Genomic DNA, 14,723 nt, shown 5'->3' with positions numbered 1-14,723 from the left:
TTAAGCTCTTTTGCGCCGATGGTAGTTGGGGGCTTCCCCCTGTGAGAGTAGGACGTTGCCAGGCAGATAAAAGACAACCCAATAGGGTTGTCTTTTTTTGTGCGCATAAACAGACTGCTCAAGGCGCAAAAGAGCTTTTGTCCCGAAGGGGCAACATCTTCTTCGAATGAGCCGATGGTTACATCGTGAATAAACTTCTCTGAAACACATCGTGTCCCCCTGTGAGACGAGCACGATTCTGTTCGTAAAACTTCGTGAATCAACTTCCAAGAAAAGGAATCAAGTCCGACTTCCCCGTAGAAGAGAAATGGCGAGCCAGGACGTTGCCAGGCTCCACCGCACAAGGTAAGGAGGACGGGAGAACTGCATGAAGAGAAAGCGTTCTTGAAAGGGCAACATCTTCTTCGAGTAAGCCGATGGTTACATCATGTCCCCCTTAGGATGTTACTTTTTTCTATAAGTGTCTCTATCAAAGTCAGCCGCTCTTAATGCGGCAGTCGTTGCATTCACCGAATGTTAGTAGCACTCAGTTTTTTGGTGATAATAACTCATTAAATATGATGTTGAAGAGTTTAACACCCTAGCTCAAGCACCGATTACATTAAACGAACTTAGGCGAGGATTCTTTTTTGCAACCTTTTTAATTAGGAGTAGGCGTGTTTTCCATATATATTGCACATTTTTTTTACATCTGGTGGAATCATTTAAACGTAGGGTATTCATTTTAGAATAATGGAAAGGGTTGATCACCATCAAAAAACACGGAAAGCGAAATGCCAATGGTGCTATTGAAAGGCAAGAGAATAGACAAAACGAACAGAAAAATACAAATGATATTTCTGGAAGTGGGAAGGGGCAACCGGTACCTCAGCCAAAGGATTATGAGGATATTGAGTATTAAGGGACCGGTTAACACTCTGGGGACACGTACCTTTTGTTCATCATTTAGTGAGAGCATAGGCTAGGAATAGCTTAGTTGCTGCTCTTAGAAATAGGAATAAATGATAGTGAGAGCAGAGTAAAGTAGCTGCTCTCACTTTTTATGTGCGTGGGGAAGTTTGTCATTTTATGTATTTCCCGTGAAATAGTTATGGTCATAATTACATTCTCGCATAAAAATAAGAGCTATTAAAATAGAGTCATTGTCGCATTGTTTTTCTGATTTAACGCAAAGTATAGAGAGATTACTTAACACTTTGTGTTGTGTTTTTATATTCGAACAATTATAATAATTACTGTATTCAAAAAACGGAATGACAGTTCCGGAATTCGGAATTTTGAAAAGTGGTGATGAAATGAGTTTAAATGGTGGGAAAGAATGTAATATTCATCCACTAGGAGATCGAGCGATTATGGTGACGTTTGGAACAACGATTGATGTCTCATTGCACCAAAAGGTGAAAACGCTAACACAGTATTTGGATACATGTTCACTTGAAGGAATGGTTGAATATGTCCCTGCATTCACAAGTGTCACGGTGTATTATGATCCGGTTCGTGTACTTCAAATAGAGAAGAAAGTGTGTCCAGAGAATAGCGAAACAGCTTATGAAATCATGTATTCGAAGCTAAGCGAAATTGTTTTGCATCTAGGAGAGGCAATGAAAGAGGAAACAAGAGAGGTTGAAATTCCTGTGTGCTATGGTGGAGAATTTGGTCCGGATTTAGAATTTGTCGCAAAGCACAACAGTCTAAATCCGGATGAAGTGATTCATATTCATTCAAAGGGAGAATATCTCGTCTATATGATTGGATTTGCACCAGGGTTTCCGTATTTAGGTGGAATGCCTGAACAAATCGCTGCTCCGCGTAGATCTGAACCACGGATGAAGATCGCAAAAGGGTCGGTTGGAATAGCAGGCAAACAGACTGGAGTCTACTCGATTGAGTCACCTGGTGGTTGGCAGATCATTGGCCGGAGTCCATTGGAGTTTTTCCGTCCAAAGGAGAATCCACCATCGTTGCTACAACCGGGGGATGTGATTCGCTTCAAGCCGATATCATTCGAAGAGTATTCAGCGTACGGGAGGGACTCACTATGAGTATGACAGTTCTGCGTCCGGGTTTGCTTACAAGTATTCAAGATTTAGGGAGAGTCGGTTTTCAAAAGTATGGCGTGATTATGAGTGGGGCAATGGATTCCTATGCACATCGCGTAGCTAATTTATTAGTTGGGAATGAGGAAGCAGAAGCGGCGCTGGAAATCACATTGACAGGGCCCTCCGTGGAAATCGAGGAAGATCTTCTTCTTGCGATTACAGGTGGGGAACTATCGCCAACGATTGATAGTTATCCGATTCCGTTATGGAAACCGGTCTATGTTAAAAAAGGAAGTGTCCTTCAATTTGGTCCATGCAAGTCGGGATGCCGCGCTTATCTTGCGGTCGCAGGCGGGTTTCGTGTGGAGAAAGTAATGGGGAGTGCAAGCACTTATCTTCGTGCAGGAATTGGCGGGTATTTCGGGCGAACATTAGAAGCGGGCGATGTTCTAGCGGTTAAAGCTCCATCCGAACATGCGGTGCAGCTAATGGAACAGTTAGCAAAGAGAGGTGATAAGTATTTTTCGACAACGTCATGGAGTGTTCAGACAGAACGTGTCGTCCCAGAGGAGAAGATTACGACAATACGAGTCACACGTGGGACTCATTATGAACAGTTTACTGAACAGGCGAGAACGGCATTTTTTGACCAAGTGTTCAACGTATCTCCACAATCGGACCGGATGGGCTACAGGCTGTCGGGGGATCCGTTAGAGCTTACCCAGTCTTTTGAGGTGATTTCAGAAGCAGTGTCTCTTGGGACGATTCAAGTACCGTCCAATGGCCAGCCAATTATTTTGCTAGCAGACAGGCAAACGACCGGAGGGTATCCAAGAATCGGGCAAGTCATAACCGTTGATATTTCTCTTTTAGCACAAGCAAAGCCAGGGGGATCCATTCAATTTAAAGAAGTGAGTATGCAAGAGGCAGAGGCATTGTATGTGAACAGAGAGATGGATTTACTGGAGTTGCGTGCAGGAATCGCACTGAAAATGACAGAGATGTGATAAATATTTATATATGGGTGAGGAGTAGCTAATATGTTAAAAATACACGAGATCAAAGACTTGATACGAATCATTGATCAATCGTCCATTGATCATTTTTCGATTAAGCATGAAGGAAGTAAAATAGAAATTGTTAAAAGAAGTAGAACGGACGAAACCGAAGTTCACGAATACAAAGAGACGCCTGCTCCAACCGTCTTACCAAAGGTGGAGGAAAAAAAGGAAGTGTCGGTTGCATTGCAACAAGAAAAGACGGAAAACGAGTCAGACGTACATACAATTGTATCTCCAATGGTCGGAACATTCTATTCGTCCCCTGGGCCAAATGAAAAACCGTTTGTACAAGCAGGGGAAAAAATAACGGAAACGACGGTTGTTTGTATCGTTGAGGCAATGAAGTTATTTAATGAAATCGAAGCCGAAGTGAGTGGAGAAGTCGTTGAACAATTAGTGGAAGATGGACAGTTAGTCGAGTATGGCCAGCCATTAGTGAAAGTCAAACTAAGCTAGCAACGCCGGTTTTCCAAAGCGTTAGAAAAGGAGGATATGATGCTAAAAAAAGTATTAATTGCAAATAGAGGAGAAATAGCGGTTCGAATCATTCGGGCATGTAAGGAAATGGGGATTGCCACCGTTGCTGTTTATTCAGAGGCTGACCGTGAGGCGTTGCATGTAAAGTTAGCAGATGAAGCCTTCTGCATTGGACCAACTGCTTCCAAAGATAGCTATTTGAACAAAATGAATTTGATGAGTGTGGCGCTCCTTACGCAAGCAGATGCGATTCACCCAGGCTACGGGTTTCTTTCCGAAAATGCCGATTTCGCTGAATTATGCCAAGCATGCAATCTTGTTTTTATTGGTCCAGAACCTGAGTCAATACAGAAAATGGGTGATAAGTCAGTAGCAAGAGAAACGATGAAGTCTGCGGGAGTTCCGACGGTTCCAGGGACAGAGGGGCTCATTGATGAAGTCGAAGATGCTTTTGTTATTGCAAGGGATATTGGATTTCCAGTCATTATTAAAGCGACAGCAGGTGGTGGAGGCAAGGGAATGAGACTCGCGTATGATGAGAAAGAACTAGACAAGGCCATTCGCCAAGCGCAAAACGAAGCGAAAACGGTGTTTGGAAATGCGGGAGTCTATTTAGAAAAATACGTAGAAGAACCTCGCCATGTTGAAGTTCAGATTATTGCTGATAAACATGGAAATGTTGTACATCTTGGCGAGCGGGATTGTTCGATTCAACGACGGCATCAAAAGCTAGTCGAAGAGGCTCCGTCTCCGGCACTCGACTCCTCCCTTCGTGAGCAAATGGGTGCAGCTGCTGTCAAAGCAGCCGAAGCTGTTAATTATCATGGTGTCGGAACAGTCGAATTTTTACTCGACAAACACGGAGACTTTTATTTTATGGAGATGAATACTCGGATTCAAGTTGAGCACCCTGTGACTGAAATGGTGACAGGAATCGATCTTATTAAAGAACAGCTTGCTGTTGCGGCGGGACATCCCCTTTCGTTTACACAAAGCGAGGTCGTAATTAATGGGTGGTCGATTGAATGCCGGATTAACGCGGAAAACCCGCTCAAAAACTTTATGCCATCAGCAGGAAAAATAGATATGTACCTTCCTCCAGGTGGATTTGGGGTCAGGGTAGACAGTGCGATTTATCCAGGGTATACAATTTCTCCTTTTTATGATTCGATGGTTGCTAAAATTATTGTGTGGGGAAAAGATCGAACGGACGCAATCCAACGCATGAAACGAGCGCTTGAAGAACTTGTTGTGACAGGGATTCAGACGACGACTCCATTTCATTTGAAATTGTTGTCTCATGAATCGTTTGTAAATGGTGATTTTAACACGACATTTTTGGATAAGCATCAATTTGATTATGAGGAAAACGAGTAGAATAGAGAACTTACGAAACAAAGCCCTCTACCTTATGTTCGTAAAGGGCTTGAATGGCCGAGCTTTTGTGAGATGGTTGCTGCAGCTGTTTTCACTTGTGCTATCAATGTCGGCAATTGCTCTTTTTGAAAGCGGACATCGGGACCGGCCACACTAATGCCGCCTACTACTCGGCCAGTGTGATCAAAAATTGGGGCAGCGACGGACGATGTATGGTTTTCGAGTTCCGAATAACTAACCGTATATCCATCTTGCCTGGACTGGCGTAAAACAGAGCGGAGTGTATCTTTGTCTGTGATCGTCCCTATTCCATAAGGTATAAGCTCTGTTACATTGAGGTACTCTTCTTGTTCTTTTTCTGGTAAATAAGCAAGGATAATTCGTGAACAAGCTCCTGTATAGAGGGGAGAGCGTCTTCCTATTTTTGTAAACAGTCTCACAGGATGCGTCGTATCAAGCTTTTCAACATAGATCGCTTCCTGGTTCTCTTTCAACGTCAAGTTAACAGCTTCGCCAATGTTATCACGAAGCTCTTTCATAATCGGATAGGCAATTTGCTTCATATCGAGGCGCTCAGCAACGAGTTGTCCAAACTCAAGAAACAGCATGCCGAGTGTATACTTCCCTTCTGCGTCCTTGTTTAGAAAGCCCATCGCTTCAAGCGAACCGACCATCCGGTGGACAGAGGTTTTCGGAATGCCAGACAGGTGAACCATTTCATTTAAGCTTAACTTCCGATTGGTTCGAAAAAGATCCAGGAGTTCCATGGACTTAACAACGGTTTTGTTCTTGTTTTGCACGAGTAACTCCCCTTTATCGAATACGATTTTGAACATTTAGATTACTTATTTATTCTACTAAATGCTAGTAGGAATTGTCTAGACGAGCTAGATAATGAATACGGCAAAAAGAAAGGGTGAAGTTACATGTCACGAAATTCGCTTGAAGAAAAGCAGCAAATGACACCGAAACAACGCTTAAGTGCGATGACTGGTGCGGCATTTTTAATGGCGACGTCTGCAATTGGACCTGGATTCTTAACGCAAACGGCAGTGTTTACGGAAACTTTGTTGGCAAGCTTTGCTTTTGTTATTTTAGTATCAATCTTTCTAGATATTGGCGCACAAATGAACATCTGGCGCATTATTGCCGTTTCAAAAATGAGAGGACAGGAAATAGCCAATGCCGTCTTGCCGGGCTTAGGGTATGTCGTTGCTTTTTTCATTGTACTTGGCGGGCTGGCCTTTAACATTGGGAACGTCGCTGGAGGCGGTCTTGGTGTGAATGCATTGCTTGGCTTTGATACTCGAGTTGGCGCCATTATGACCGGTGTGATTTGTATTGTCATTTTCTCTCTTAAAGAAGCCAATGTCGCAATGGATAAAATTGTTCGGTACCTAGGTGGATTAATGATTTTGTTAACGACTTATGTGATGATCGTGAGCAAACCACCTTATGCAGAGGCAGCGCTTCGTACGTTCGTCCCTCTTGAAGTCGACTTTATGACGATTATCACAATAGTCGGTGGAACCGTCGGGGGATACATTACCTTTGCTGGTGGTCACAGGCTGTTAGACGCAGGTGTTTCAGGGAAAGAGAATATCGGTCATGTCACGAAGACCGCAATTTCAGGCATTGTTGTCGCTTCTATTATGAGATTTATTTTGTTTCTAGCTGTGTTAGGGGTTGTGTCTGCGGGCTTTGCCTTAAATGCGGATAATCCAACAGCCTCTGTCTTCCAAATTGCAGCTGGGGAAATTGGCTATCGCATTTTCGGGTTAGTGCTATGGTTTGCCGGGATTACGTCCGTGATTGGGGCAGCCTATACATCTGTTTCGTTTCTAACGACCTTTCATCCAGCTATTGAAAAGTACAAAAATTATTGGACGATTGGCTTTATCGTGTTTTCAACGATTGTGTTTGCCTTGATCGGACGCCCCGTTATGCTATTAATATTAGCAGGTGCTTTTAATGGGCTCATCCTTCCTTTAACATTAGGGTGTATTTTACTAGCCGCACATCGCTCAACGATTATTGGTGACTACAAGCACCCCGTTTGGATGACTATATTTGGAGCTGTTGTTGTGGCACTAACGACTTATTTAGGTATACGCACACTTATCCAAATGATCCCACAGTTGTTTTAGAGTATTTACTAAAAGGTTGGTTTTTACCTTTTAGTAAATACTCTCGCAATGAGCGAAGCCGGCGTTTGGTTTTTAGCCTTTTGAACGATCTTCTCAAAAGGCGTACGCCGTGCGCAGCCATTGCAAATTCTCTGCATTTCCTCAAATCGCGCGGAATCGTTGTTATTTTTAAGCCTTCTATGAATGGGTTTCTCATAGAAGGCGTGCAGCGAGAGAAGCCATTGCAAATTCTCTGCATTTCCTCAAATTGCGCGGAATCGCTGTTATTTTTTAAGCCTTCTATGAATGGGTTTCTCATAGAAGGCGCGCAGCGAGAGAAGCCATTGCTAGCTTCGAAGGAAGGTTGGTTTTTACCTTTTAGTAAACACTGCAATGAGCGAAGCATACTACAACAGTGGAAGGCTAAGACGATTCGCTCTCGGTTAAGACCGAGTGAGTTTAACCAAAAAGTCGTACCTCTACTAATGAAAGGAGATTGTCATGAAATCGGTAGATCTTAATTGTGATTTAGGAGAAAGCTTTGGTTCGTTTGTCGTTGGACAAGATGAACTTATTTTAGATCATATTACGTCAGCAAATATTGCTTGTGGGTATCACGCGGGGGATCACAATGTGATGGCGAAAACAGTGAAAATGGCGAAAGAAAAAGGCGTTAGCATTGGCGCGCATCCAGGATTTCCTGATTTGCTCGGGTTTGGGAGAAGGGTCATTCAAACAGACCCAACAGACATTTACCATTTTGTTATTTATCAAATCAATGCGCTGAAAGGTTTTTGTCACATTCATGACGTGCCTATGAATCACGTGAAGCCACATGGAGCGCTGTTTAACATGGCTGCGAAAGATCCTCTTGTAGCCGAGGCGATCGCTCGGGCGGTTTATGATACAGATCCATCCCTTGTTTTGTTTGGGTTATCAGGAAGTGAGCTAACAAAAGCGGGCACGCACGTTGGATTAACGGTGGCCAATGAGGTATTTGCGGATCGAACGTATCAGACTGATGGGACATTAACCTCTCGTACCGAGGAAAATGCGCTGATTCACAATACTGCGGATGCGGTGGAACAAGTATTGACGATGGTGAAAACGAGTACGGTTCGTGCGGTTGATGGCTCGACTATTCCGATGCAAGCTGATACGATTTGTGTTCATGGAGATGGACCAAGCGCACTTGAGTTTGCGAAGGAATTACGTGAGGCTCTCGTCTCTGAAGAGGTAACTATTTCTCCTATCGGAAGTAGAACGTCCTCTACATAGGAAAAGAGTCATTTTAAACGGGAGGGGAATGGTCATGAAATCAAAAGAAGTGAGACAAAGGATAAGAAGTGGAGAGTTTCAACAAAACACGTCAGGAGCCTGTGATGAATTTGTACAAGCAAATGTCGTGATTCTTCCAAAAGAGTTTGCTTTCGACTTTTTCTTATATGCGTACCGAAATCAAAAAGCATGCCCGTTGATTGATGTGCTAGAAGCTGGGGTTTATGAATCACGTCTTGCAAAGGGATCGGACATCCGAACCGATATTCCCCTTTATCATGTCTATGAAAATGGCAAACTACAAGAAAAACGAGCAGATATTATCGATGTTTTTCAAGATGATTATGTCACTTTTTTGCTTGGGTGTAGCTTTACCTTTGAAAGTCAGCTACTGAAAAATGGGATTTCGCTTCGCCATGTTGAGAGTAAGAAAAACGTAGCAATGTACAGAACAAATATTGCAACAATCCCTGCAGGGCGTTTTTCGGGACCGCTTGTCGTTTCAATGAGACCGATTGCCAACGAGCATGTAGACCAAGCGATTGAGATTACGAAGAGATTTCCCAATATGCACGGGGCCCCTGTGCATATTGGAGACCCAAGTGAAATCGGAATTGACGAGATCGAACGTCCTGACTACGGAGAATTTGTCGACATCAAAGACAAAGAGACTCCCGTTTTTTGGGCGTGCGGGGTGACTCCGCAAGCGGCAGCCGTGCAAGCGAATATTCCCTATATGATTACACATGCTCCCGGTCATATGTTTATTACTGATTGGACCAATGATGACTTTGTTTCCTAGGTAATCCACAAACTTCGGGGCGTGCCAGGCACTTGCTAGACCAAATCATAGATGATTTGGTCTCTTTTCTATATGCACGGCCCATCTCGCACTAAAATTTAACAATAAAGAAAGAGGATAATTTCATTGCTGTTTTACAACCTATTAAAGGAGAAATAGAAAAAAACTGTCTAATTTCCATTGATTAGCGTTTTGTTTTTTAGTGATCTCACTTTGAAAGGATGGACAAAATGAACAATAAACTTGTGCTACTAATTAGTATCGTTTTAAGCATAGTGATGTGCATATCTCCTGTACATGCAGCTGCAGTCAATCATAATCATAGCAACCTTTATGATGTGAAATCTGGAGATACTCTATGGAAAATCGCAACTACATACGATACGACTGTAGATGATTTAAAAGTAACAAATGGGTTGCAATCCGATTTATTATTAGTTGGTCAGCGGTTGTTTGTGCCGATGAGATATGAAGTGGTTGCTGGGGATACGCTCTGGAAGCTTTCAAGAGCTTATAATTCCACTGTTGAGGCGATAAAAGAAACAAATGGACTGCAATCAGACACCATATACATAGGGCAAAAATTAAAGATCCCTCCTAAAAAACTGGCAATGGAAGGACAACATGTTCTGATGTCAAGGGAAGAATTTAGAAATTGGTTATTTAACAATGAATTTACTCGAAAAATAAGCATCATTCAACAGCATCATACATGGTCTCCAGCATATGGACATTTTAATGGTTCTAATCATTTTTCTTTATTAAGGGGGATGGAGTATTATCATACGAAAGAAGTAGGATGGGAGAATATCGCTCAAAACATCACTACGTTTCCAGATGGGAAAGTAGCCGTTTCAAGGCCTTTTAACAACGCTCCAGACGGGACCATTGAGCCTAAAGCGAACTCAGTAGGGTTAAACATTGAAAGTGTCGGTAATTTCGATCTTGGCTATGATGAAATGAGTGAACAGCAAAAGGAAACGATTGTTTATATCACTGCCTTGCTTTGTATCAAATTTGGTTTAACTCCTTCCATTGACAGCATTACTTATCACCATTGGTGGGATATGAACACGAAGGAAAGAGTGTTAGATAACAGTGAAGGTCATTCTGTGAAAACGTGCCCAGGTACTGGATTTTTCGGAGGAAATAAAACAAGGCATGCCAAAGAGCAATTTTATCCACTAGTGTCACGTAAGATCGAAGACATTTTAGCAACAATGGAGTAAGTGTCTGGCCTACGAATGGGGTGGGAGCAGGTAGTAAATTTACTACCTGCTTTCTTTTTTTATGTACGTGTGGAAATTTGTCATATCATGTATTTCCCGCGGGATAGTTAGCCATAATCACTTTACTCTTCATTTATGGGTTCCCGAAAAGTGATGCACTAACGTACTGTCTGTATACAAGGATATTATTTGTAAATAATGAATAAGAGAATTTAGTATTCAAATTGCTATTTTAGAGGGAGTATTTCCTTTAAAAAATTAGCTAGAAAGATAGCGAAATCACCTTGGTTGAATATTCTGAAATATCAATAACTCATGGACGTGCAAAAGATATTGAACTATAATTAAAAATATACAAATTGATCAAAAAAATCTCTTTTTTATAATATAAAGGGAAGAAAAAAGAGGATTTTCTTTACTAAAGTTAGGGGGAGAAGGAAAATGACAAATACTTATGATTCGCTTTATTATCCTTATGCATCTCAACGTAATGTCGTATATGGAAACAGAGGGATGGTGGCAACGTCGCAACCGTTAGCGGCTCAAGCGGGGTTACAAATCCTTAAAGAAGGTGGAAATGCGATAGATGCAGCGATTGCTACGGCTGCCTGTTTAACCGTTGTTGAACCGACATCAAATGGAATTGGCTCTGATGCATTTGCATTAGTATGGGTGAAAGGTGAGCTTCATGGGTTAAATGCAAGTGGACAAGCTCCTATGGCACTAACGCCTGAAGCTGTGAAGGAAGCAGGTTATGAAAAGGAACTGCCTAAATACGGCTTAACACCAGTAACGGTACCTGGTACACCTGGAGGTTGGGCAGAATTGTCGAAAAGGTTCGGGAAATTGCCATTAACTCAAGTGTTAGCTCCTGCGATTGACTATGCTGAGAATGGGTTTCCTGTTTCGCCGACATTAGCAAAATATTGGAAAAGTGGGTTTGAGACGTTTTCGAAAGTTGGAAAAGGTGACGAGTTTGCTGCTTGGTTTGAAACATTTGCACCGAATGGAGAAACGCCAAAAGCCGGCGACATTTGGAAGTCACAGGGGCATGCGGACACATTGCGTTTAATTGCTGAGACGAATGCAGAAGCATTCTACAAAGGAGAGCTAGCAGATCAGATTGATGAGCTTTCTAGGAAGTATGGCGGCTATATTCGTAAGAGCGACTTAGAAGCTTACACACCAGAATGGGTGCAACCAATTAGTGTCAATTACCGTGGGTATGACGTATGGGAAATCCCGCCAAATGGTCAGGGGTTAATCGCCTTGCATGCCTTGAACATTTTAAAAGGCTTTGAGTTCCAAGGAAAAGAAGAAGTAGAAACGTATCATAAGCAAATTGAAGCGATGAAGCTTGCTTTCACTGATGGATTAAAATACATTACCGAAGGAAAATCCATGTCTGTATCAGTTGATAAGATTTTATCAGAGGAGTATGCAGCAACACGTCGTGCATTAATTGGTGAGGAAGCGCTAACACCTGAACCTGGTGAACCGCAAAAGGGAGGAACGGTGTACCTTGCAGCAGCAGATGGAGATGGCAATATGGTTTCCTTCATCCAAAGTAACTATATGGGATTTGGTTCAGGGGTTGTCGTTCCGAATACGGGAATTGCTCTGCAAAACCGTGGAAATAACTTCTCTCTTGATCCAAACCACGATAATTACCTTGTACCAGGTAAGAAAACGTATCATACGATCATTCCTGGTTTCCTAACAAAAGACGGCGAGGCAGTCGGTCCATTTGGTGTTATGGGAGGCTTTATGCAGCCGCAAGGGCATGTACAGGTAGTGATGAGCACAGTTGATTTTCATTTAAATCCACAAGCATCACTTGATGCACCGCGTTGGATGTGGACAAATGATAAAACCGTCTGGGTCGAGTCGAACTTCCCTGACCATATTGCTCAAGCCTTGCAGCGCAAAGGGCATAACATCAAAAGGAGTGTTGATGAAGGTGGCTTTGGACGTGGTCAAATTATTTGGAGAAATAATAAGACTGGCGTACTCAGCGGAGGGACAGAACCACGAACAGACGGCGAAGTGGCCACTTGGTAATTAAATTGGTAGATTGGTATAGAATGAACTAAATAGGATGATCCCCTTTTTGGCAGTGAAACACCTGCTAGGGGGATTCTTTTTTCTGGCATGCCTGGTACTGCCACATATTTATCGATTGTCAATCTATATAACGAATGAAAAAAAAGCCATGTTTTTCTATTTAATAGAAAACACATGGTTTTTTTCGTACTTTTCCGTAACGGATAACACATATACAAGCTTCAGTTCTTACGCATCTGCTTTCGTGCGTGCGTTTGCTTTCTTCGTTTGCCAAATCGTAAATCCAATTGATAAAACGGTAAGAATTAAGAACGTTAGCGAAATCGGTCTTGAGAAGAATAATGTCCAGTCTGGATCGGACATAAACGCTCTTCGTAAATTCACTTCTGCAATTGGTCCAAGAATTACACCGATAATTGCTGGAGCTAAAGAAAATTTATACTTTGTGAAGAGATACCCGATAATCCCCATAACGAGAAGGATATATAAATCTGTTAAGCGGTTGTTAAGGACAAACGTACCAATCACACATAAAACCAAGATAACAGGAACCAAAACGTGTGTAGGGACTTGCGTTACCTTCATAAAATAACGAATGCCTATAAATTGTGTAATCAACATCCAAAAGGAAGCGACGAAAAAGGCAAAAAAGATACCACCTACAACATTAGGCTCATTCACGATCAATAAAGGACCTGGTGATATCCCATGTACCATTAAAGCAGAAAGTAACACGGCCGTTACAGCAGAACCAGGAATCCCTAAGGCGACAGTTGGAATTAAATCCCCACCAACTGTCGAGTTGTTCCCCGCTTCAGAAGCAATAACCCCTTCTTCACAGCCTGTCCCAAATTTCTTAGGGTTTTTCGACCATTTTTTTGCTTGGTCATACGCGACGATATTGGCGATACTTCCACCTGCTCCAGGAATCGCTCCAATAATGGAACCGATCACTGAAGAGCCGATCAAGGTACCAGGCTTTGATAATACGTTTTTCAACGTTTTGATTGGTTGAAGCACAAATTGCACATTTTGTAGTTTTTCTTTTTGACGGTCTTCTTGATCTTTCGTCATTTCCTTCCGTTCTAACGAAACGAGAAGACGAGAAATCGCAAACATCCCTATTAAGACAACGAGAAACGGAATCCCTGCTCTAAGCGCTCTGATGTCAAAGGAGAAGCGGGAAATCCCTGCAATAGGATCAGCGCCAACCGTGGCAATTAGAATCCCAAATAAACCAGCGATCAACCCTTTTATAACAGAGTCACCTGTCACACTAGCGATAATCGTTAACGAAACAACAATTAACGAGAACATTTCCCATGGCCCAAATAATAAAGCGAATTTGGCAATTTGAGGGGCAATCGACACTAATAATAATAAACTAATAATCGAACTTAAAAACGATGCCCATATCCCAATCGAAAGGGCTTTTCCAGGCTCGCCTTTTTTAGCCATCGGATAGGCATCAAAAGTTGTCGCAATCGATGATGGGGTACCAGGTATACCGAGTAGAGCTGCACTAATCAGTCCCCCTGACATCCCACCAACAAAAACACCGATCATAGCTGCTACGCCGGCAACCGGATCCATTCCAAAGGTAAGGGGGAGGGTAAGAACAATGGCCATTGCCACAGTAAATCCAGGGATTAATCCTGCTAAAATCCCTACTATCACACCTATCAAAATAATCAAAAGTATTCGAATTTGAAAAATTTCAGCAATTCCTAACAATAATAGATCAAACAACTTGATAACCTCCTTTCTCTGTTACTAGAAAAGTATCCCTGATGGGAATCGAACGTATAATACATTTTCAAAAAAGATATACGCTGTAACCGTAATAACAACGGATATAATCGAAATCTTTACAATATCTTTTTTCTTTTTTGGACCGATAATTAAACCGGTTACAATGATAAAGATGATCGTTGTGACAACAAAACCTATAAACTGCATCAAAAAGATATAAAGAAATAGGTTCACTATTGCAATAAAGACTAGCTTGTATTCTACAAATAGCTCTTTTAAGTACTCGCTTACATTTTTTTTATGGATCTCAGCTTTTTGGCTTAGTAGTTCCTTGCCTTTTAATATGATCAAGATGAGAGAAAGAAGAGCTAATAAGATTGCAATCAATTGTGGGAATGAGCCAGGATTTAATGTTGTTTCATTAAATTGTGGAAAGTCTCCAGATTGTGAATAAATCAGTATGCATAATACGATAAGGGCAATTCCAATAAGTAATTCTCCCATTATTATCCTCCTTC

Annotated in this window: 12 protein-coding genes; 9 read left to right on the top strand and 3 right to left on the bottom strand. The window is 42.0% G+C overall.

Features of this window, described 5'->3' with window-relative positions; genetic code table 11:
- Positions 1 to 1,295 precede the first annotated feature (1,295 nt).
- From pxpB to accC, 4 genes are read left to right on the top strand one after another with little or no spacing between them, the layout of a single operon-like run.
- Positions 1,296 to 2,042: a 5-oxoprolinase subunit PxpB gene (gene pxpB / locus SLH51_RS20445; protein WP_335963375.1), complete on the top strand. Its 747-nt coding sequence runs from the start codon at positions 1,296 to 1,298 to the stop codon at positions 2,040 to 2,042.
- Entirely contained in the window at positions 2,039 to 3,046 is a 1,008-nt protein-coding gene (locus SLH51_RS20440; RefSeq protein ID WP_335963374.1) for a 5-oxoprolinase subunit C family protein, read from the top strand. The genes pxpB and SLH51_RS20440 overlap by 4 nt, the downstream gene beginning before the upstream one ends.
- A 33-nt stretch (positions 3,047 to 3,079) precedes the next feature.
- Positions 3,080 to 3,556 (top strand): acetyl-CoA carboxylase biotin carboxyl carrier protein, encoded by a 477-nt coding sequence (accB, locus tag SLH51_RS20435; RefSeq protein ID WP_335963373.1) that lies wholly within the window; start codon positions 3,080 to 3,082, stop codon positions 3,554 to 3,556.
- 39 nt (positions 3,557 to 3,595) lie between these two features.
- Entirely contained in the window at positions 3,596 to 4,954 is a 1,359-nt protein-coding gene (gene accC / locus SLH51_RS20430) for an acetyl-CoA carboxylase biotin carboxylase subunit (RefSeq protein WP_335963377.1), read from the top strand.
- A gap of 32 nt (positions 4,955 to 4,986) precedes the next feature.
- Here the strand turns inward: accC and SLH51_RS20425 are convergent, their stop codons facing one another.
- Positions 4,987 to 5,754 (bottom strand): IclR family transcriptional regulator, encoded by a 768-nt coding sequence (locus tag SLH51_RS20425; protein ID WP_335963372.1) that lies wholly within the window; start codon positions 5,752 to 5,754, stop codon positions 4,987 to 4,989.
- A gap of 126 nt (positions 5,755 to 5,880) precedes the next feature.
- Here SLH51_RS20425 and SLH51_RS20420 point away from each other — a divergent pair, with 126 nt between their 5' ends.
- The 5 genes from SLH51_RS20420 (at position 5,881) to ggt (ending at position 12,450) form a co-directional block, all read left to right on the top strand.
- The gene (locus SLH51_RS20420; RefSeq protein WP_335963371.1) at positions 5,881 to 7,101 is read left to right on the top strand and encodes an NRAMP family divalent metal transporter; all 1,221 of its coding nucleotides are present in this window, start codon (positions 5,881 to 5,883) and stop codon (positions 7,099 to 7,101) included.
- A 480-nt stretch (positions 7,102 to 7,581) separates the two neighbouring features.
- Positions 7,582 to 8,358: a 5-oxoprolinase subunit PxpA gene (locus tag SLH51_RS20415; RefSeq protein ID WP_335963370.1), complete on the top strand. Its 777-nt coding sequence runs from the start codon at positions 7,582 to 7,584 to the stop codon at positions 8,356 to 8,358.
- A 34-nt stretch (positions 8,359 to 8,392) separates the two neighbouring features.
- Positions 8,393 to 9,160: a putative hydro-lyase gene (locus SLH51_RS20410; RefSeq protein ID WP_335963369.1), complete on the top strand. Its 768-nt coding sequence runs from the start codon at positions 8,393 to 8,395 to the stop codon at positions 9,158 to 9,160.
- A gap of 230 nt (positions 9,161 to 9,390) precedes the next feature.
- Positions 9,391 to 10,389 (top strand): peptidoglycan recognition protein family protein, encoded by a 999-nt coding sequence (locus SLH51_RS20405; RefSeq protein WP_335963368.1) that lies wholly within the window; start codon positions 9,391 to 9,393, stop codon positions 10,387 to 10,389.
- A 441-nt stretch (positions 10,390 to 10,830) separates the two neighbouring features.
- Entirely contained in the window at positions 10,831 to 12,450 is a 1,620-nt protein-coding gene (gene ggt / locus SLH51_RS20400; protein WP_335963367.1) for a gamma-glutamyltransferase, read from the top strand.
- Positions 12,451 to 12,681: 231 nt separating this feature from the next.
- Here the strand turns inward: ggt and SLH51_RS20395 are convergent, their stop codons facing one another.
- Together SLH51_RS20395 and SLH51_RS20390 are read right to left on the bottom strand one after the other, a co-directional pair.
- Positions 12,682 to 14,202, bottom strand: a complete 1,521-nt coding sequence (locus SLH51_RS20395) for a tripartite tricarboxylate transporter permease (RefSeq protein WP_335963366.1) — start codon at positions 14,200 to 14,202, stop codon at positions 12,682 to 12,684.
- Between the two features lie 24 nt (positions 14,203 to 14,226).
- On the bottom strand, positions 14,227 to 14,709 hold the full coding sequence (locus SLH51_RS20390; RefSeq protein WP_335963365.1) for a tripartite tricarboxylate transporter TctB family protein: 483 nt from the start codon (positions 14,707 to 14,709) through the stop codon (positions 14,227 to 14,229).
- Positions 14,710 to 14,723: the final 14 nt, after the last annotated feature.

Origin of the sequence: Halalkalibacter kiskunsagensis (assembly GCF_037027555.1) — a bacterium.
GTDB classification, from domain to species: domain Bacteria; phylum Bacillota; class Bacilli; order Bacillales; family Bacillaceae_D; genus Halalkalibacter; species Halalkalibacter kiskunsagensis.
Note: the sequence above shows the minus strand (reverse complement) of the source record. Positions and strands in the feature narration are given on the sequence as shown.

Excerpts from the sequence above, each read along its gene's own strand:
- pxpB (WP_335963375.1), top strand. The coding sequence starts at position 1,296 with ATGAGTTTAAATGGTGGGAAAGAATGTAATATTCATCCACTAGGAGAT.
- SLH51_RS20440 (WP_335963374.1), top strand. The coding sequence starts at position 2,039 with ATGAGTATGACAGTTCTGCGTCCGGGTTTGCTTACAAGTATTCAAGAT.
- accB (WP_335963373.1), top strand. The coding sequence starts at position 3,080 with ATGTTAAAAATACACGAGATCAAAGACTTGATACGAATCATTGATCAA.
- accC (WP_335963377.1), top strand. The coding sequence starts at position 3,596 with ATGCTAAAAAAAGTATTAATTGCAAATAGAGGAGAAATAGCGGTTCGA.
- SLH51_RS20420 (WP_335963371.1), top strand. The coding sequence starts at position 5,881 with ATGTCACGAAATTCGCTTGAAGAAAAGCAGCAAATGACACCGAAACAA.
- SLH51_RS20415 (WP_335963370.1), top strand. The coding sequence starts at position 7,582 with ATGAAATCGGTAGATCTTAATTGTGATTTAGGAGAAAGCTTTGGTTCG.
- SLH51_RS20410 (WP_335963369.1), top strand. The coding sequence starts at position 8,393 with ATGAAATCAAAAGAAGTGAGACAAAGGATAAGAAGTGGAGAGTTTCAA.
- SLH51_RS20405 (WP_335963368.1), top strand. The coding sequence starts at position 9,391 with ATGAACAATAAACTTGTGCTACTAATTAGTATCGTTTTAAGCATAGTG.
- ggt (WP_335963367.1), top strand. The coding sequence starts at position 10,831 with ATGACAAATACTTATGATTCGCTTTATTATCCTTATGCATCTCAACGT.
- SLH51_RS20390 (WP_335963365.1), bottom strand. The coding sequence starts at position 14,709 with ATGGGAGAATTACTTATTGGAATTGCCCTTATCGTATTATGCATACTG.